The 17,716-nt window shown below is 73.3% G+C and carries 16 protein-coding genes and 3 tRNA genes; 6 read left to right on the top strand and 13 right to left on the bottom strand.

Going from position 1 to position 17,716, the window contains the following annotated elements; translation table 11 throughout:
* Nucleotides 1-122 precede the first annotated feature (122 nt).
* Nucleotides 123-1,217 carry a D-alanine--D-alanine ligase family protein gene (locus GA0070624_RS11135; protein WP_091339907.1) on the bottom strand — a complete coding sequence of 365 codons (1,095 nt, stop codon included), beginning with the start codon at nt 1,215-1,217 and terminating at the stop codon, nt 123-125.
* Between the two features lie 224 nt (nt 1,218-1,441).
* Between GA0070624_RS11135 and GA0070624_RS11130 the strand changes: the two genes are divergently transcribed.
* Nucleotides 1,442-2,701, top strand: a complete 1,260-nt coding sequence (locus tag GA0070624_RS11130) for an ATP-binding protein (RefSeq protein ID WP_091339904.1) — start codon at nt 1,442-1,444, stop codon at nt 2,699-2,701.
* 29 nt (nt 2,702-2,730) lie between these two features.
* Here the strand turns inward: GA0070624_RS11130 and GA0070624_RS11125 are convergent, their stop codons facing one another.
* The 5 genes from GA0070624_RS11125 to GA0070624_RS11105 form a co-directional block, all read right to left on the bottom strand.
* Entirely contained in the window at nt 2,731-3,783 is a 1,053-nt protein-coding gene (locus GA0070624_RS11125) for an ROK family protein (RefSeq protein ID WP_091339901.1), read from the bottom strand.
* 288 nt (nt 3,784-4,071) lie between these two features.
* Entirely contained in the window at nt 4,072-4,863 is a 792-nt protein-coding gene (locus tag GA0070624_RS11120; RefSeq protein WP_091339898.1) for a putative protein N(5)-glutamine methyltransferase, read from the bottom strand.
* A gap of 164 nt (nt 4,864-5,027) precedes the next feature.
* Nucleotides 5,028-6,194, bottom strand: a complete 1,167-nt coding sequence (locus GA0070624_RS11115; RefSeq protein WP_091339897.1) for a cystathionine gamma-lyase — start codon at nt 6,192-6,194, stop codon at nt 5,028-5,030.
* 7 nt (nt 6,195-6,201) lie between these two features.
* The gene (locus tag GA0070624_RS11110; RefSeq protein WP_091339894.1) at nt 6,202-7,209 is read right to left on the bottom strand and encodes an NAD(P)H-dependent glycerol-3-phosphate dehydrogenase; all 1,008 of its coding nucleotides are present in this window, start codon (nt 7,207-7,209) and stop codon (nt 6,202-6,204) included.
* Complete coding sequence (locus GA0070624_RS11105; RefSeq protein WP_091339891.1) at nt 7,206-7,943, bottom strand: lysophospholipid acyltransferase family protein; 738 nt, start codon at nt 7,941-7,943, stop codon at nt 7,206-7,208. Before GA0070624_RS11105 ends, GA0070624_RS11110 begins: the two co-directional genes overlap by 4 nt.
* Before the next feature lie 121 nt (nt 7,944-8,064).
* Here GA0070624_RS11105 and cofC point away from each other — a divergent pair, with 121 nt between their 5' ends.
* Genes cofC through GA0070624_RS11085 form a run of 4 tightly spaced genes read left to right on the top strand, consistent with a single transcriptional unit; the run spans nt 8,065 to nt 12,234 of the window.
* Nucleotides 8,065-8,715: a 2-phospho-L-lactate guanylyltransferase gene (gene cofC / locus GA0070624_RS11100; RefSeq protein WP_176731664.1), complete on the top strand. Its 651-nt coding sequence runs from the start codon at nt 8,065-8,067 to the stop codon at nt 8,713-8,715.
* Between the two features lie 26 nt (nt 8,716-8,741).
* The gene (locus GA0070624_RS11095; protein ID WP_091339886.1) at nt 8,742-8,939 is read left to right on the top strand and encodes a cold-shock protein; all 198 of its coding nucleotides are present in this window, start codon (nt 8,742-8,744) and stop codon (nt 8,937-8,939) included.
* A 54-nt stretch (nt 8,940-8,993) separates the two neighbouring features.
* Nucleotides 8,994-11,312: an RNA degradosome polyphosphate kinase gene (locus tag GA0070624_RS11090; protein ID WP_176731663.1), complete on the top strand. Its 2,319-nt coding sequence runs from the start codon at nt 8,994-8,996 to the stop codon at nt 11,310-11,312.
* A 40-nt stretch (nt 11,313-11,352) separates the two neighbouring features.
* Complete coding sequence (locus tag GA0070624_RS11085; RefSeq protein ID WP_091339881.1) at nt 11,353-12,234, top strand: NUDIX hydrolase; 882 nt, start codon at nt 11,353-11,355, stop codon at nt 12,232-12,234.
* 95 nt (nt 12,235-12,329) lie between these two features.
* Here GA0070624_RS11085 and GA0070624_RS11080 read toward each other — a convergent pair whose 3' ends face one another.
* From GA0070624_RS11080 to leuC, 3 genes are all read right to left on the bottom strand, one after another.
* Nucleotides 12,330-12,941: an HU family DNA-binding protein gene (locus tag GA0070624_RS11080; RefSeq protein WP_091339878.1), complete on the bottom strand. Its 612-nt coding sequence runs from the start codon at nt 12,939-12,941 to the stop codon at nt 12,330-12,332.
* A gap of 172 nt (nt 12,942-13,113) precedes the next feature.
* A complete protein-coding gene (gene leuD, locus GA0070624_RS11075; RefSeq protein ID WP_091339875.1) occupies nt 13,114-13,701 on the bottom strand; it encodes a 3-isopropylmalate dehydratase small subunit in 588 nt (195 codons plus the stop codon).
* 18 nt (nt 13,702-13,719) lie between these two features.
* Nucleotides 13,720-15,165 (bottom strand): 3-isopropylmalate dehydratase large subunit, encoded by a 1,446-nt coding sequence (gene leuC / locus GA0070624_RS11070; RefSeq protein ID WP_091339872.1) that lies wholly within the window; start codon nt 15,163-15,165, stop codon nt 13,720-13,722.
* A 49-nt stretch (nt 15,166-15,214) separates the two neighbouring features.
* Here leuC and GA0070624_RS11065 point away from each other — a divergent pair, with 49 nt between their 5' ends.
* On the top strand, nt 15,215-15,901 hold the full coding sequence (locus tag GA0070624_RS11065) for an IclR family transcriptional regulator (protein ID WP_091339869.1): 687 nt from the start codon (nt 15,215-15,217) through the stop codon (nt 15,899-15,901).
* A gap of 189 nt (nt 15,902-16,090) precedes the next feature.
* On the opposite strand, the gene GA0070624_RS11060 is transcribed toward GA0070624_RS11065, so the two are convergent.
* The 4 genes from GA0070624_RS11060 to GA0070624_RS11045 form a co-directional block, all read right to left on the bottom strand.
* Nucleotides 16,091-16,166 (bottom strand) — tRNA-Glu (locus GA0070624_RS11060).
* Between the two features lie 192 nt (nt 16,167-16,358).
* Nucleotides 16,359-16,431: transfer RNA gene (locus tag GA0070624_RS11055), tRNA-Glu, on the bottom strand.
* 135 nt (nt 16,432-16,566) lie between these two features.
* Nucleotides 16,567-16,638, bottom strand: a tRNA-Gln gene (locus GA0070624_RS11050).
* 106 nt (nt 16,639-16,744) lie between these two features.
* Nucleotides 16,745-17,548: a fumarylacetoacetate hydrolase family protein gene (locus tag GA0070624_RS11045; RefSeq protein WP_091339865.1), complete on the bottom strand. Its 804-nt coding sequence runs from the start codon at nt 17,546-17,548 to the stop codon at nt 16,745-16,747.
* Between the last annotated feature and the right edge of the window lie 168 nt (nt 17,549-17,716).

Genomic DNA, 17,716 nt, shown 5'->3' with positions numbered 1-17,716 from the left:
CCAGCGTCTTGCCGTCCCGTGACGGGGCGCTTTCCCGGAAAGAGTGGCCATTCCCGCTCGGGAGGCCACTCTTTCCGGGAATCTGCGCGGATCTCGGGCGGCCGGTGCCCGGGCCGGACGCGTCAGCGGCCGGCGCGGCGCAGGGCGGTGCGGATGAGGCGGTTGACCAGCTTCGGGTACTCCAGGCCACTGGCCGCCCACATCCGGGGGAACATCGAGGTCGGGGTGAAGCCCGGCATCGTGTTGATCTCATTGAGGTAGACGTCCAGCTCCGGGGTGACGAAGAAGTCGACCCGGGCCAGGCCGGAGCAGTCCAGCGCGGTGAAGGCCCGGGTGGCGTACTCCTGCACCTGCCGGGTGACCCGCTCGGGCAGGTTGGCCGGGATGTCGTACTCGCAGGCGTCGTCGATGTATTTGGCCTCGAAGTCGTACCAGTCGTGCCCGGAGATCACCCGCACCTCGGCGAGCACGGAGGCCTCGGGCGCGCCGCCGGCCTCGCCCTCCAGCACGCCGCACTCGATCTCCCGGCCGACGATCGCGCCCTCCACCAGCACCTTGGTGTCGATCTCGCGGGCGGTGGCGACCGCCGCGTCGAGTTGCGACCAGTCGTCGACCTTGGTGATGCCGAAGGACGAGCCGGCCCGGGACGGCTTGACGAAGACCGGCAGGCCCAGCCGCGCCTTGTCCTCCTCGCTCAGCGTCATCCCGTTGCGCAGCACCACGTACGGCCCGACCGGGATGCCCTCGGCGGCGCAGAGCTTCTTGGTGAACTCCTTGTCCATCGCGGCGGCGGAGGCGAAGACGTTCGCCCCGACGTACGGGATGTCGGCCATCTCCAGCATCCCCTGGATCGTGCCGTCCTCGCCGTACGCGCCGTGCAGCACCGGGAAGACCACGTCCACGTCGGCCAGCGCCCGGGGGCCCTCCGCCGGGTCGAGCACCATCAGGCCGCTCGCGGTCGGGTCGGCGCGGAGCACCAGCTCGGCGCCGGAGCCGGAGGTGATCTCCGGCAGCTTGCGGTCCTGGATCGAGAGCTGGCCCGGGTCGCCGCTGGCCAGCACCCACTGCCCCTGCCGGGTGATGCCGACCGGCACCACCTCGAACTCGTCCGGATCGAGGGCGCCCAGCACACTGCCGGCGCTGACGCAGGAGATGCCATGCTCGGGGCTGCGGCCGCCGAAGACGATCGCCACACGGGTCTTGCCTGGGGTGCTCACTCCGGTCACCTCTTCGTTCGCGACTGCGGCTGGCCGTGCTCGCCCGTGGCGCTCACCCGGTTGACCTTACTGTGCGTGGCGAGAACTCGATGCCGATACCCGGGGACACGAGCCGGGACAGCGCAACCGGTCAACGAGTCGTATACGGGGAGTAACTGCAACCGATCCCCGCGCGCGGCGCGGGTGAGCGGATCGGCCGGCGCCGGCACTACGCTGCTCGTCCTATGAGCGCCGATCCCCTCATCGACAGTCTGCTGGCCGCCCTCGACGCCCGCCCGGACGACCTGCCGCTGCGCCTGCACCTGGCCGGGCTGCTGCTGGACGCCGACCGGGGCGCGGAGGCGATCGCCCAGATCGGGCAGGCGCTCGCCCGCGATCCGGGCAACGACCAGGCTCAGGCCCTGATGCAGCGGGCGCTCGGGGCGTCCGTGGCCGATCCGGCGTCCTCGGCCCGGCCGCCGGCGCCGCGGGCGGCGCCCGCCGGGCCCACGCCGCCCGGGGACGATCCGCTGGCCGCGTACGAGCACGAGCTTGCGGACATCGTGCCGCCGCGCTTCGCCCGGGCCGGCGACGAGCCGGAGCCGGTCGTCGGCGAGGCGGACCGGGTGTACGACGTCGAGTCCGCCACGGTACGGCTGTCCGACGTGGGTGGCATGGCGGCCGTGAAGGAACGCCTGGAGCTGGCCTTCCTCGGCCCGCTGCGCAACCCCGAGCTGCGCCGGATGTACGGCAAGAGCCTGCGCGGCGGGCTGATGCTCTACGGCCCGCCCGGCTGCGGCAAGACCTTCCTGGCCCGGGCCGTCGCCGGCGAGATGGGCGCCAAGTTCCTCTCGCTGTCCATCGTCGACGTGCTCGACATGTGGATGGGCAACTCGGAGCGGAACCTGCACGAGCTGTTCGAGGCGGCCCGGCGCAACGCGCCGTGTGTGCTCTTCCTCGACGAGATCGACGCCCTCGGCCACAAGCGCTCGCAGGTCGGATCGAGCTCGATGCGGACGCTCGGCAACCAGCTGCTGGCCGAACTTGACGGCATGGAGGGCAGCAACGAGGGGGTCTTCGTGCTGGCCGCGACGAACACCCCCTGGGACGTGGACCCGGCACTGCGCCGACCGGGCCGGCTGGACCGGGTGGTGCTGGTGCTGCCGCCGGACGCCGAGGCCCGCGCGGCGATCCTGGAGTACCACCTGCGGCAGCGGCCGATCGCCAACATCGACCTGCGCAAGGTGGTCGCCTCGACCGAGGACTTCTCCGGCGCCGACCTGGCCCACCTCTGCGAGACCGCTGCCGAGTTCGCGATGGCCGACTCGGTACGCACCGGCGAGGTGCGGATGATCGAGCAGCGGGACCTGGAACGGGCGCTGAAGGAGGTCCGGCCGTCCACCCGGCCATGGCTGTCCACCGCCCGCAACGTCGCCATGTTCGCCAACGAGGGCGGCGTGTACGACGACCTGGTGGCGTACCTGAAGCGACGCAAGCTGCTCTGAGCCCGACGGGGACGGCCGCGGCTGCCGGTTCAGCCAGCGACGACCGCCGGCGGGGTCGGCGCGGCACGCAGCGCCTCCAGCGCCGCGATGGCCACCCCGCGTGACCCGGCCATGTCCCGGTCCGGCACCAGAGCGAAGGTGGCGACGGCGGCCTGCTCGGCGCGGAGCACGGTGTGCGCGCGGACCGTGGCGAGGAACCAGTCCCGGAACTCCGGCGCCGCCTCCACCACCCCTCCGCCGACGAAGTACGCGTCCGGGTCGGTGAAGTTGGCCGCGATCGTGAAGAGCCGCCCCAACGCCATCGCCTGCTGGGCGAAGACCTCCCGGGCCAGCGGGTCGCCGCGCTCGCCGTACCCGCGGACCAGCTTCGCCGCCCGGCCCGGCTCCTCGGCCGCGAGCGGGTGTCCCGGGTGCCGGGCCAGAAAGTACGGCAGCAGGTTCCGCTCGATGGCGGTCAGCGAGGCGACGCTCTCCGCGTCCCCGGCGAAGCCGCAGGCGCAGCTGGGCACCGGCTGGCCGGGCGCCAGCAGCCCGTCCAGCGGGATGTGCACGTGCCCGAACTCCCCCGCCATGCCGGCGGCGCCGGTTACCACCCGGCCGCCCTCGACCACCCCGCCGCCGAGGCCGGTGCCGACGATCGCGGCCACCGAGGAGCGGCTCATCGCGTCCGCTCCGAAGTGGACGTGGTGGGCGTAGAGGGCGGCCGCGTTGCCGTCGTTGTGGTAGATCACGGGCAGGCCGAGCCGGCGCTCCAGCGCGCCGCGCACGTCGTACCCCCGCCAGGCCGGCTGGGAGAAGTTGGTCGAGCCCCGGGATGAGATGACGCCGGTGGCGCTGGCCGGGCCCGGGGTGTCCAGTCCGACGGCGCGGACCAGCTCGCGGGCGACGCCGGTCAACGCGAGGACGCCGTCCAGCGCCCGGGCCAGCGCCTCGATCGCCGCCTCCGGGCCGGCCTGGACCTCGCTCGGGATCTCCACCAGCCCGTCCACCAGAAACCGCCCGTCGACGGTCAGGACGGTCGCGTTGTTGCTGTTCCCTCCGTTGTCGAGGCCCACCACCACCGGCACACCCGCGCTACCCACCGCACCGCCTCCCGCCGACCGATTGATCCGAGGCTAGTTCCACCGTCAGCGTCCCGCCATGCCTCGAACCTCCGCCCGCCACCCCGGCTGCCGGTGCGCACCGGACTCCGCGGCCGGTGTCGCGGGTGCCGGAGGTGGCACCGGCGAGCTCTGCAAGGCGGTGCTCGCCCAGCGAGCCACCCGCGGGCGGCATATGCCCTGCGAGCGAATCGGCGACCACTGCCCCGCCGCCATAGGCCGAAGCCGGCGTGCGGTGGGCGGGGCAGGGCGCAGCGCCGGTGCGGTCACTCAGACCGGGCGGCGGGCGGTGACGGCAGTGGCGTCCAGGTCGTGGTCGTGCACCACCGCCGGCTCCAGACCGCGCCCGGCCAGCACCGCGCAGAGCGCGTCGGCCTGCCCGACGCTGATCTCCACCGCCAGGTGACCGCCCGGGGCGAGCCATTCCGCCGCGCCGGCCGCCACCCGGCGCAGCACGGCCAGCCCGTCCGCACCGCCGTCGAGCGCCATCGGCGCCTCGTGCAGCCGCGCCTCCGGTGGCATCAGCGCCACCGCCCCGGCCGGCACGTACGGGGCGTTCGCGACCACCAGGTCGAGCCGTCCCCGCCAGCGCGTGGGGAGCGGCTCGAACAGGTCACCCTCGAACACCGGCACGCCGAGTGGGGCGAGGTTGCGCCGGGCGCAGGCCACCGCGGCCGGGTCGAGGTCGGTGGCGGCCAGCCAGCGGGGCGCGAGCCGCCGGGCCAGCACCAGCGCGGCGGCGCCCGACCCGCAGCACAGATCCAGCACGGCGGGCGCGGGACCGGCCACCGCCGCGGCGGCGGAGACCAGCAGGGCGGTACGACCGCGGGGCACGAAGACGCCCGGATCGAGGGCCACCCGCAGGCCGCAGAACTCGGCCCAGCCGAGCAGGTGCTCCAGCGGCAGGCCGGCGACCCGGCGGTCGACCAGGTCGGCCAGCGCCTCGGGCGAGTCGGCGGCGTCGATCAGCAGTTCCGCCTCGTCCTCGGCGTAGACGCAGCCGGCGGCGCGCAGACGGGTGACCAGGGCGGGACGGTCGGGAGAGAGGGGGGACGGTGCCATGGGAAGCCTCCGGGAATGCTCTTCGGCACTCCCGGCGTCGCCTATCGGCGGGGCGACGCGGACTCGGAGGGGAGCGCCGGTCCTGTCTGATGGATCGGACTCACCTCCTCCGGTCGGGGCCCGCGCGGGCCGTGGCTGCCCGTACGGGCCGGGGTCACGATAGCTCAGCCGGCCCTCGTCGCGCCGCCCGGATTCGCGACCCGACCACCGGGAAGGCTGGCGTCCAGCGCGGCGGCGATGTCGGCCACCAGATCGGCGGGGTCCTCGATGCCGCAGGAGAGCCGCACGAAGCCGGGCGGGGTGTCGTCGCCCCACTGGGCCCGCCGGTCGGCGCTGGTGTGCAGCCCGCCGAACGAGGTGGCGGCGGCGACCAGCCGGGCCGCGTCGAGGAACCGGGCGACCCGGTCCGCGTCGCCGAGGTCGAAGGAGAGCACCCCCGGCATCCGTCGCATCTGGACCGAGGCAACCGGGTACGCCGGGTCGTCGGGCAGTCCGGGCCAGCGCAGGCCGGTCACGTCGGCGCGCCCGGAGAGCAGCCGGGCCACCGCCTCCGCGTTGGCGGACTGCCGGGCCAGCCGCAGGTCCATGGTGGCCAGGGACCGGTGGGCCAGCCAGGCGTCGAAGGCGCCCGGGACGGCCCCGGTGGTGGTCCGCCACGCGGTCACCGGGTCGAGCAGTTCGGCCGAGCGGGTGGCCACGTAGCCGAGCAGCAGGTCCGAGTGGCCGGTCAGCGCCTTGGTGCCGGAGGCGACCACGACGTCGGCGCCCAGGTCGAGCGGGCGCTGTCCGAGCGGGGTTGCGGTGGTGTTGTCGACCGCGACGAGGGCGCCGGCGGCGTGCGCCCGGGCGGCCAGCTCCGGCACGTCGGCCACGTCCAGGCCCGGGTTCGCCGGGGTCTCCAGCATCAGCAGCCGGACGCCCTCGAACGACGGGTACGGCCCGGCGGTCGGCACGAACCGTACCCGCACCCCGATGCCCTCCAGGGTGGCCGTGGCGAAAGCGCGCACCGGGAAGTACCCGTCGGCCGGGAGCAGCACGGTGTCGCCGGGGCGCAGCAGCGCCAGCAGCAGCCCGGTGATGGCCGCCTGGCCGCTGGCGAAGACGCGGCACTCGCCGCCCTCCAGCTCGCCGATGGCCGCCTCCAGCAGCCGGCGGGTGGGGTTGTCCGGCCGCCCGTACCCGTTCGGCGTCGCCGACGGCCCCTGCCACGGATCGAGGTGGTACGGCGCGGCGAAGACCGGACCGGGCAGGAACGGCTCCCCGGGCGCCGGCGCCGGCAGCCCGGCGTGCGCGCACCGGGTGCCGTCGGACCAGCCGTTCCGCTCGGTCATCCCGGCCTCACTCGTACGACTCGGGCTTGGCGGTCCGGCTCATCAGCGCGTCCACGGCGAGCCGCGGGTTCATCCCCTCGTGGCAGATCCGCTCGACCTGCTCGGTGATCGGCATCTCCACGCCGTGGGCCCGGGCCAGGTCGCGGACGGCGAGGGCGCTCTTGACCCCCTCGGCGGTCTGCCGGGTCGCCCGCTGGGCCTGCTCCAACGTGGCGCCCCGGCCCAGGTGCTCGCCGAAGGTGCGGTTGCGGGCGAGCGGCGAGGAGCAGGAGGCGACCAGGTCGCCCATGCCGGCCAGGCCCGCGAAGGTGATCGGGTCCGCGCCGAGCGCCACGCCCAGCCGGGCGGTCTCGGCCAGTCCCCGGGTCATCAGCATCGCCCGGGTGTTGTCGCCGAAGCCCATCGCGGTGGCGATCCCGTACGCGAGGGCGATCACGTTCTTGACCGCCCCGCCCAGCTCGCAGCCGATCACGTCGTCGTTGGTGTACGGCCGGAGGTACGACGTCCGGATGGACGACTGCACCAGGGCGGTGCGGCGGCTGTCGGTGCCGGCGACCACGGTCGCGGCCGGCTGCTCGGCGGCGATCTCGGGGGCCAGGTTGGGCCCGGAGACCACCACCACGCGGTCCGGGGTGACCCGGGCGGCCTCCACGATCACCTCGCTCATCCGCCTGGTGGTGCCCAGCTCGATCCCCTTCATCAGGGAGACCAGGGTGGCGTCCGGGGCGAGGTGCACCGCCCACTCGGCGAGGTTTCCCCGCAGCGTCTGCGAGGGCACCGAGAGGACGACCAACTCGGCGCCGGAGATGGCCTTGGCGGCGTCACCGGTCGCAGTGACCCGCTCGGGCAGCCGCAGTTCGGGCAGATAGTCCGGGTTGCGCCGGGTTGAGCGGATCGCCTCGGCCACCGACTCCCGGCGGGCCCAGATCGTCACGTCCCGGCCCGCGTCGGCGAGGATCTTGGCGAACGCGGTCCCCCACGACCCGGCGCCCAGCACCGCCACGTGTCCGCTCATGCCACACCGTCCTGCTGCCGCGGCTCGACGCGCGAACGGGCCGGTCGTTCCCAGAGCGGCGGTGGCGTGCCGCCCCGGATCTCGGCGACCAGGTCGCGCACCCGCAGCATGATGGTGTCGGTCATCTCCTCAAGGATCGCCCGGGTCGGCGTGGCTCCGGCCCACCGGCTGAGGTCGATCGGCGGGCCGGCGACCACGGTGACCGGGATCCGGGGCCGCAGGCTCAGCCGGTTGGTCCGCGGGTCGAAGATCTTCTCCGGGCCCCACATCGCCAGCGGGATCACCGGCGCGCCCGTGGCCAGCGCCAGCCGGGCGGCGCCGGTCTTGCCCTTCATCGGCCACAGCTCCGGCTCCCGGGTGGTCGTCCCCTCCGGGTAGATCACCACCGCGCCACCCTCGCGCACCGCGGCGACCAGCTTGTCCAGCGACCTGGCCGCGTCCATCGTGCCGCGCTCGACCGGGATCTGCTTGCACCGGTGCAGGATCCAGCCGATCACCGGCACCCGGAAAACGCTGGCCTTGCCCAGGTACTGCGGCCAGCGCCCCGCGTCGTGGATGAAATGCGCGGAGACCAGCGGGTCGGCGTGCGAGATGTGGTTGGGCACGATGATGATGCCGCCCTCGCGGGCCAGGTGCTCCGCCCCGCGCCAGGTGCGCCGGGTCCAGACGGTCAGCACCGGCTTGACCAGCGCCACGGCGAACCGTCGCCAGAATCCCAGCCTCCGCCGTGCCACCCTGCCTCCTCGTAGTGCCCCGACCCGCGCACCCGCGCCCGCGCCCCCGCGACGAAATCATGCCTGCTCGCCCCGGGCCCGGCCAGTGAGGGTACCGCCGTCCGACTGGCAGGATTGTCACGTGCCTGAGCCGACGTGGAGCGTGGTGGTTCCGGTGAAGCGCCTCCCCGCGGCGAAGAGCCGCCTGCGGGGCGCGCTGCCGGCCGTACCCCATGAGGAGCTGGCGCTGGCCCTGGTGGCCGACACGGTCCGCGCGGTGCTGGCCTGCGCCGCGGTGGCCGAGGTCCTGGTGGTGACCGACGACGCGCGGGCGGCGGCGGAGCTGGGCCGGACCGGCGCCCGGGTCGTGCCGGACGCCCCGGACGCCGGGCTGAACGCCGCGTTCCGGCACGGCGCCGCGGCCGCCGGCCGGCATGCCCGGGTGGCCGGCCTCACCGCCGACCTACCGGCCCTGCGCCCGGCCGAGCTGGCGGCGGCGCTGCGGGCCGCCTCCGCCGGTCCGCCGGGGGTACGCCGGTTCGTGGCCGACGCCCCGGGCAGCGGCACGGTGCTGCTCACCGCGCCGGCGGGCGTGCCGCTGGACCCCCGGTTCGGGGTGGCCTCGGCGGCCGCGCACGCGGCGAGCGGGGCGCTGCCGCTCGGCGGCGACTGGCCGACCCTGCGCCGGGACGTGGACACCGCCGAGGACCTGGCCACGGCGGCCCGGCTCGGCCTCGGACCGCGCACCGCCGCGCTCACCGGCGCCCGCCCCGCGGCCGCCACGCCGGGCTGACCCGGCCCCCGGTGTACGGTGCTGGCATGCAGGGCACGGTGGCCACCTTCGACGCGTCGAACCGCAACGGGGTGCTGCTCCTCGACGACGGCACCGAGCTGGCCTTCCCGGCCCACGCCTTCGACGCCTCCGGGCTTCGACTGCTCCGGCTCGGCCAACGGGTCCGGGTCGACCGGGACGCCGCGGGCGAGATCATCCGGGTGACGTTGCCGACGATGGCCTGAGCCGCCCGAGCGAAGTTCATTTTCCGTTCACCGAATTCGGGTGATTATGAGGTGGTGAGCACCCCTCGCGAACACCCCGAACGTACCCCGCACGCGTCTGACGCGGTCGAACGCCGCAACGGCGTCCCCACCCGCGGCGCCGGCGGCCGGTTCCGCTCCACCAGCGCCCCCGTGGAGAGCGTCCCGGCCACGCCCGAGTCCCCCGGCACCGACGCCGCGGCCGCCTCCGCGGGGCTGGAGGAGGTGCTCGATCCGGCAACCCGCCGGCCCGCACCGAGCGCGGAGGACGCCGCGCCACCGGCGGCCCCGCCGCTGCCCGAGGACCGGTTCCTCAACCGGGAGCTCGCCTGGCTCGACTTCAACGCCCGGGTGCTGGCGCTGGCCGAGGACCCGCGCACCCCGCTGCTGGAGCGCGCCAAGTTCCTGGCCATCTTCGCCAGCAACCTGGACGAGTTCTACATGGTGCGGGTGGCCGGGCTGAAGCGCCGGCTCTCGGCCGGCCTGCCGATTCGCGGCGGCGACCGGCTTCCGCTGCGTACCCAGCTGGAGCTGATCGCGGAGAAGACGGCCGGCCTGGTCGCCCGGCACGCCGCCTGCTTCGTCGACGACGTGCTGCCGAAGCTGGCCGGCGAGGACATCCGGATCCTGCGCTGGACCGACCTGGACGACGCCGAGCGGGAGCGGCTGCGCACCTGGTTCCGGGAGCACATCTTCCCCGTGCTCACGCCGCTCGCCGTCGACCCGGCGCACCCCTTCCCGTACATCTCGGGGCGGTCGCTCAACCTGGCCGTGTCGGTCCGCGATCCGGACGGCGGCTCGGAACTCTTCGCCCGGGTCAAGGTGCCGAACAACGTGCCCCGCTTCGTCCGGGTCGCACGGGACTCCGCCGGCGTCCGGTTCCTCCCGGTAGAGGACCTCATCTCGGTGCACCTCGGGCAGCTCTTCTCCGGGATGCAGGTGGTGGAGTGCCACCTGTTCCGGGTGACCCGCAACGCGGAGGTGGAGGTCGACGAGGACCGCGACGAGGACCTGCTCCAGGCCCTGGAACGGGAGCTGGCCCGGCGCCGGTTCGGCCCACCGGTACGCCTGGAGGTCGCCGCCTCCATCTCCGACCACATGCTGGAGCTGCTCGTCCGCGAGCTGGACATGGACGCCCACGACGTGCTGCGGGTGCCCGGCCTGCTGGATCTCTCCGCGCTCTGGCAGGTCTACGGCGAGGCCGACCGCCCCGAGCTCAAGGACCCACCGTTCGTGCCGGCCACCCACCCCCGGCTCGTCGAGGGTGAGGTGCCGCGCAGCGTCTTCGCCACCCTCCGGGACGGGGACATCCTGGTGCACCACCCGTACCACTCGTTCGCCACCAGCGTGCAGCGCTTCATCGAGCAGGCCGCCGCCGACCCGGACGTGTTGGCCATCAAGCAGACGCTCTACCGCACCAGCGGCGACTCCCCGATCGTCGACGCGTTGGTCGACGCTGCCGCCGCCGGCAAGCAGGTGGTGGTGCTGGTCGAGTTGAAGGCGCGCTTCGACGAGGTGGCCAACATCGGCTGGGCCCGGACGCTGGAACGCGCCGGCTGCCACGTCGTCTACGGCCTGGTGGGCCTCAAGACGCACTGCAAGACCGCCCTGGTGGTACGCCAGGAGGGCAACCAGATCCGCCGCTACTGCCACATCGGCACCGGCAACTACCACCCGAAGACCGCCCGGCTCTACGAGGACTTCGGCATGCTGACCGCCGACCCGGAGATCGGCGCCGACCTGACCGACCTGTTCAACGTGCTCACCGGCTACAGCCGGCAGACCGCGTACCGGCGGCTGCTGGTGGCCCCGCAGGGCATCCGAAGCGGGCTGATCGAGCGGATCGAGCGGGAGATCGCCCACGTCCGGCTCGGCGTGCCGGGGCTGGTGCAGATGAAGGTGAACGCCCTGGTGGACGAGGAGATCATCGACGCGCTCTACCGGGCCTCTCAGGCCGGCGTCCACGTCGATCTGCTGATCCGGGGCATGTGCACGCTCCGCCCGGGTGTCCCGGGCCTGTCGGAGAACATCCGGGTCCGGTCGATCCTCGGCCGGTTCCTGGAGCACTCGCGGGTCTTCCGGTTCGGCAACAACGGCGACGCCGAGTTCTGGATGGGCTCGTCCGACCTGATGCACCGCAACCTGGACCGGCGGGTGGAGGCGCTGGTGCAGGTGAGCGACCCGGTCGCCCGGGCCGAGCTCGACTACGTGCTCAGCGCCGCGATGAGCTCGGAGGTGGACGCGTTCGAGCTGGCCGCGGAGGGCACCTGGAGCCGGCGTACGAGCACGGCGGAGACGCCGCTGATCGACCTGCAGGAGCTGTTGCTGCGCCGGGCGGGCGGGACGGCCGGCTGAGCGGGCCACAGCGTGCCCCGGCCGGGCTTACGGTGACCAGGTGACGATCGACGAACCGGTGGACGTCCGGGCGGCGGGCGGGGTCGTCTGGCGGCCGGGTGCCCGGGGCGTCGAGGTCTGCCTGGTGCACCGCCCCCGGTACGGCGACTGGTCGCTGCCCAAGGGCAAGCTGGAGTCCGGCGAGCACCCGCTGCGGGCGGCCGTCCGCGAGGTGGCCGAGGAGACCGACGTCCGAGCGGTGCCGCAGGTGCGGCTGCCGACCATCCGCTACCGCAGCCAGGGTCGTCCCAAGGCGGTCGACTACTGGTCGATGCGGGCCGTGGCGGAGGGCGGCTTCCAGCCGGACACCGAGGTGGACGAGGTCCGCTGGCTCCCGGTCGACGAGGCGGTACGCCTGATCAGCTACCCGCACGACGCCGAGGTGCTCGCCGGGTTCGCGGCGCTGCCCCCGGTCACCGCCACGATGGTGCTGGTCCGGCACGGGCAGGCCGGCAAGCGGGGCATCTGGTCCGGGCCGGACTCCGGCCGGCCGCTGGACGCCATCGGCTGGGCGCAGGCCCACGCCCTGGGCGAGCTGGTGGCCCTGGTCCGCCCGGTACGCCTGCTGTCGGCCTCGGCCCGTCGGTGCGTGCAGACCCTGGACCCGGCCGCCGCCCTGCTGGACCTGCCGATCGAGGTGGTCGGCGACCTCGACGAGCCGAAGCCGGGCCAGCAGCCGGAGGAGTGCGTGCTGGCCGCCGCCGCCCGTCTCGTCGAGCTGGCCGGCGCCGGGGAGCCGGTCGCGGTGTGCAGCCAGGGCAAGGTGATCCCCGGCGCCCTGGAACGGCTGACCGGCCGGGCGGACGACTTCGCCACCCCGAAGGGCGGCGGCTGGCTGCTCGCCTTCACCGGCGACCGGCTGCTCGCCGCCGACCGGCTGTAACGGCCGCAGCCGACGCCCGCCCACGGGGCACCCGCCGCGTCGTACCGGAAAAGGGCGCCCACCACCGCGGGTGGACGCCCTTCGGGCCGGGGCGGTCAGCGCCTGGCGGCCGCCTTCTTGGCCGGCGCCTTCTTCGCCGGCGCCTTCTTTGCCGGCGCCTTCTTTGCCGCGGTGGTCTTCTTCGCTGCGGTGGTCTTCTTCGCCGGCGCCTTCTTTGCCGCGGCGGCCTTCTTGGCCGGCGCGGCCTTCTTCGCCGGAGCCGCCTTCTTCGCCGCGGCGGCCTTCTTCGCCGGAGCGGCCTTCTTGGCCGGCGCGGCCTTCTTCGCCGGAGCCGCCTTCTTCGCCGGGGCGGCCTTGGCCGCGGCGGCCTTCTTTGCCGGAGCGGCCTTGGCGGCGGCGGTCTTCTTGGCGGCGAGCGTGTTCTTCGGCACCTTGCCGCTGGCCACCATTTCCTTGAAGCCAGCGCCCGGACGGAAGGTCGGGACGGAGGTCTTCTTGACCTTCACCGCCTCGCCGGTCCGTGGATTGCGCGCTGTTCGGGCACCCCGGACGCGCTTTTCGAATGCTCCGAATCCGGTGATCGCCACCTTCTCGCCCTTGGTGACCGCCCCCTGGACCTCAGCGAGGACCGCGTCGAGCGCGGCCGTCGCCGTCTTCCGGTCCCCCAGGCGAACGGCGAGCGCCTCGATGAGCTCGGCCTTGTTCACGACTTCCTCCCGATTGTGCAACTGACTCGACGCGAGCCATTCTGCGCGCACGGTATGCCCTGTGCTGCCGGGACACAAACATTCGGAGGAAAAAAGCCCTTGTGTCCTAACGGATTCACCCCCGCCAGCGGCGCCGGCGGGGGCGAAAACCGATGTGCGGTCGGGCGTACGGCTATCCGACCGAGGGCAGGAACGACGGCCGGGACGCCTCGAAGGCGCTGATCTCGGCCTCGTGTCGGAGGGTTAGTCCAATGTCATCCAAGCCCTCCATCAGCCGCCAGCGGCTGTGGTCGTCGAGCGGGAACGCCCACGTGGCGGCCCCGGCGTGGACCTGGCGGGCGGTGAGGTCCACGATGATCGGGGTGGTCGGGTCGGATTCCACCAGATCCCAGAGCTCCTCCACCGCTTTCAATTCCAACTCCACCGGAAGGAGCCCTTCCTTGAGGGCGTTGCCGCGGAAGATGTCACCGAAGCGGGGCGAGATCACGGCCCGGAAGCCCCAGTCGCGCAGCGCCCAGACGGCGTGCTCCCGGGAGGAGCCGGTACCGAACTCCGGACCGGCCACGAGAATCGACGCACCGGAATGGACGGGATCGTTGAGCACGAATGTCGGGTCCTCCCGCCACGCGTTGAAGAGCCCGTCCGCAAAGCCCGTCCGGGTCACCCGCTTGAGGTACACGGCCGGGATGATCTGATCGGTGTCCACGTTGGAACGGCGCAGCGGCACGGCGGTGCCGGTGTGGGTGGTGAACTTGTCCATGGCTCGCAAGCTGCCCTTCTACAGGTCGGCGGGGGCGGCCAGCCGGCCGACCACGGCAGTGGCGGCGGCGACCGGCGGGGACACCAGGTGGGTACGCCCGCCCCGACCCTGGCGCCCCTCGAAGTTGCGGTTGGAGGTCGAGGCCGAGCGCTGGCCCGGCGAAAGGGTGTCCGGGTTCATCCCCAGACACATGGAGCAGCCCGCGAAGCGCCACTCGGCGCCGGCGTCGGTGAAGACCTTGTCCAGCCCCTCCGCCTCGGCCGCCTCGCGCACCGCCGCGGATCCGGGGACCACCAGCATCCGTACGCCGTCGGCGACCCGGTGCCCGCGCAGCACGTCGGCGGCGGCGCGCAGGTCCTCCAGCCGGCCGTTGGTGCAGGAGCCGACGAAGACCACGTCGACCGCGAGGTCGCGCAGCGGCGTACCCGGCTTCAGATCCATGTATTCGAGGGCCCGGCGGGCGGCGGCCCGCTCGGACTCCGTGACGAACTCCTCCGGGTCCGGCACCGCGGACCCCAGCGGCGCGCCCTGACCCGGGTTGGTGCCCCAGGTGACGAACGGGGTGATCCGGCTCGCGTCCAGGGTCACCTCGGCGTCGAAGGTCGCCCCCTCATCCGTGGGCAGCGTCCGCCAGTACGCCACCGCGGCGTCCCAGTCGGCCCCCTGCGGCGCGTTCGGCCGCCCCTTCAGGTACGCGAAGGTGGCCTCGTCCGGCGCGATCATGCCGGCCTTGGCGCCCCACTCGATGGACATGTTGGCGATGGTCATCCGGCCCTCCATGGAGAGGGCCCGGATCGCCTCGCCCCGGTACTCCACGATGTGGCCGCGGCCCCCGCCGGTGCCGACCTGGGCGATCAGCGCGAGCACCAGGTCCTTCGCGGTGACCCCCGGGCCGAGCTGGCCGGTGACGTTCACCGCCATCGTCTTCGGGCGGCTCTGCGGCAGCGTCTGGGTGGCCAGCACGTGCTCCACCTCGCTGGTGCCGATGCCGAAGGCGAGCGCGCCGAACGCGCCGTGGGTGGCCGTGTGCGAGTCACCGCAGACGATCGTCGTGCCCGGCTGGGTGAGACCGAGCTGCGGGCCGATGACGTGCACGATGCCCTGGTTCTCGTCGCCGAGTGGGTGCAGGCGTACGCCGAACTCGGCGCAGTTGCGGCGCAGCGTCTCGATCTGGGTGCGGGAGGTGGGGTCCGCGATGGTGAGCAGGTCGCCGCGCCGCTCGCGGAACGCGGGGTCGGCGTATCCGGTCGGGGTGTTGTGATCCTCGGTCGCGATCGTCAGGTCGGTGCGGCGGACCCGGCGGCCGGCCAGCCGCAGCCCGTCGAAGGCCTGCGGGCTGGTGACCTCGTGCAGCAGGTGCAGGTCGATGAAGAGCAGATCCGGCTCGCCCTCGGCGGACCGCACGACGTGCGCGTCCCAGACCTTCTCGGCCAAGGTCCTGGGCTCAGGAGTGACTCCCACCATCTGGACATCCTAAATTCTGGGAGGTAAGTTTCGGCTTGTGGGACACAGTATGAGCGGTGTCGGTGTTCTCGACAAGGCGGTGGTCATCCTGGCCGCCTGCGTCGACGGCGCCAGCCTGGCCGAACTCGTTGAACGCACCAAGCTGCCCCGGGCCACCGCGCACCGGCTGGCACAGGCGTTGGAGATCCACCGGATGCTGGTCCGGGACACCCAGGGGCGCTGGCGCCCGGGCCCCCGGCTCGGCGAGCTGGCCAACGCCGCGCCGGACGTGCTGCTGACCGCGGCCGAGCCGCTGCTCGGCGCGCTGCGCGACGCCACCGGCGAGAGCGCCCAGCTCTACCTGCGCCGGGCCGACGAGCGGATCTGCGTGGCCGCCGCCGAGCGGGCCAGTGGCCTGCGGGACACCGTGCCGGTGGGCTCGGTGCTGCCGATGACGGCCGGTTCGGCGGCACAGATCCTGCTCGCCTGGGAGCCACCGGAGGCGGTCATGCCGCTCCTGCCCCGCTCCAAGTTCACCGGCCGCACCCTGGCCGAGGTACGCCGCCGCGGCTGGGCGCAGAGCGTCGCCGAACGGGAGGCGGGTGTGGCGAGCGTCTCGGCCCCGATCCGCGACCGCACCGGCCGGGTGATCGCCGCCATCAGCATCTCCGGCCCCATCGAGCGCCTGGGCCGCCGCCCCGGCGAACGCCACGCCATGGCCGTCGTGCGAGCCGGCCAACGCCTCTCCGGCCTCTAACCCCCACCCCGCCTGCCCACACCCGCCCCGCCCCGCCCCGCCCGGCCCGGCCCCGATGATCATGAAGTTGTTGTCAGGACACGCCGATTTCGATGACAACAACTTCATGATCAAGGGCACGGGTGGAGCGGGGCCGCAGGCCGGGAACGGGAGCGGCCCGCCTCGCGGGAGCGAGGCGGGCCGATTCCGTGGTAGCCCCGACCGGATTCGAACCGGCGCTACCGCCTTGAGAGGGCGGCGTCCTGGGCCGCTAGACGACGGGGCCAGGGATTTTCCTGCTTCACCGCCCCGGCGGGCGGTGTGGCGGTAGTCTACCGGCACCGCCTCGGGCGTCCGCCGACGGGGCCGGACGGCGCACCCCCGGGACCAAACCGCCCCGGGGACAAAACAGGAGGCGGGACGGGCCGAAAACGCGAAGAAGCCCGTCCCACCGTGATGGAACGGGCCGTCAGCGCTGTAGCCCCGACCGGATTCGAACCGGCGCTACCGCCTTGAGAGGGCGGCGTCCTGGGCCGCTAGACGACGGGGCCAGAACTTGTGCCTCCCCACCCTGCGGGCGAGGACACTGCACTCTATCAGAGATCACCCGCCGCCCCCACACGAGGGACGGAACCGAACTCCGCCAGAATCCAGCGACCGTGGATTCTCGCGAACCCACGGCTGCGCTGGGGTACCAGGACTCGAACCTAGACTAACTGAACCAGAATCAGTCGGGCTGCCAATTACCCCATACCCCATTGGCCCCTTGCGGCGCCGGGAATGAACTTTACCCTCCCGGTGCCGACAGGCCAAATCCAATCCCCCGAACCGCCTCTGACCTGCGGTTTCGGGCGATCGAACGGATCAGGCGACCGAGACCACCGGGTTGGTGAGCTCGCCGATCCCCTCGATCCGCACGGTCACCGTATCCCCCTCAGCGAGCGGGCTAACCCCGGCCGGGGTGCCGGTCAGCACCACGTCGCCGGGGAGCAACGTCATCACGTGCGAGATGTACGACACCAGGGCCGGCACGTCGAAGACCATGTCCTTGGTCCGGCCGAGCTGGCGTACCTCCATCTCCTCGGGGTTGCGACCAACCTCACACCGGACCTCCAGGTCGGAGACGTCCAGCCCGGTGGTGATCCACGGTCCGATCGGGCAGAACGAGTCGAAGCCCTTGGCCCGCGTCCACTGCCCGTCCGAGCGCTGGAGATCCCGCGCGGTCACGTCATTGGCGCAGGTGTAGCCGAAGATCGCCCGCTCGGCGGCGGCGCGGTCGGCCCGGCGGGCGCCCGGCGCGCCGATCACCACGGCCAGCTCCGCCTCGTGCTCGACCTGCCTGGAGAAGATCGGCAACCGGATCGCGTCGCGCGGCCCGATCACCGAGGTGGAGGGCTTCAGGAAGAGCAGCGGCTCCTTGGGCACCTCGCTGCCGTGCTCGGCGGCGTGCTCGGCATAGTTGCGGCCGACGCAAACCACCTTGCTCGGCAGGATCGGCGAGAACAGCCGGACGTCGGAGAGCGCCCAACGGGCACCGGAGAAGGTGATCTGGCCGAACGGGTGCCCCTCGATCTCGGCGATGGTCAGGCCCTGCGGCCCGGCCTCCGGCTCGCCCTCGACGACCCCGAACGACATTCCCTTGGCATGAGCAAAACGAGCGATACGCACCCGGCCAATCTATCCCCGACGCCAGGCCGGTGACCCGGGCGCGGCCGGCGCCACGCCGCCGACGCGGGGCCGACGTGGCCGGGCGCGGCACAATACCCGCCCCGCCGCCTGATCGGGCGGGAATGCCGACTTCGTACCCGCACGGCGGTCCCGGACCCATAGCTTCGG

The organism is Micromonospora rhizosphaerae, assembly GCF_900091465.1.
GTDB classification, from domain to species: Bacteria; Actinomycetota; Actinomycetes; order Mycobacteriales; family Micromonosporaceae; genus Micromonospora; species Micromonospora rhizosphaerae.
The sequence above is the reverse complement of the archived record's forward strand: the minus strand, read 5'-3'. Positions and strand labels throughout refer to the sequence as shown.

What these genes read in the sequence shown, in the direction of transcription:
- GA0070624_RS11130 (WP_091339904.1), top strand. Translation starts at nt 1,442, where the DNA reads ATGAGCGCCGATCCCCTCATCGACAGTCTGCTGGCCGCCCTCGACGCC.
- GA0070624_RS11120 (WP_091339898.1), bottom strand. Translation starts at nt 4,863, where the DNA reads ATGGCACCGTCCCCCCTCTCTCCCGACCGTCCCGCCCTGGTCACCCGT.
- GA0070624_RS11115 (WP_091339897.1), bottom strand. Translation starts at nt 6,194, where the DNA reads ATGACCGAGCGGAACGGCTGGTCCGACGGCACCCGGTGCGCGCACGCC.
- GA0070624_RS11110 (WP_091339894.1), bottom strand. Translation starts at nt 7,209, where the DNA reads ATGAGCGGACACGTGGCGGTGCTGGGCGCCGGGTCGTGGGGGACCGCG.
- GA0070624_RS11095 (WP_091339886.1), top strand. Translation starts at nt 8,742, where the DNA reads ATGCAGGGCACGGTGGCCACCTTCGACGCGTCGAACCGCAACGGGGTG.
- leuD (WP_091339875.1), bottom strand. Translation starts at nt 13,701, where the DNA reads ATGGACAAGTTCACCACCCACACCGGCACCGCCGTGCCGCTGCGCCGT.
- leuC (WP_091339872.1), bottom strand. Translation starts at nt 15,165, where the DNA reads ATGGTGGGAGTCACTCCTGAGCCCAGGACCTTGGCCGAGAAGGTCTGG.
- GA0070624_RS11065 (WP_091339869.1), top strand. Translation starts at nt 15,215, where the DNA reads ATGAGCGGTGTCGGTGTTCTCGACAAGGCGGTGGTCATCCTGGCCGCC.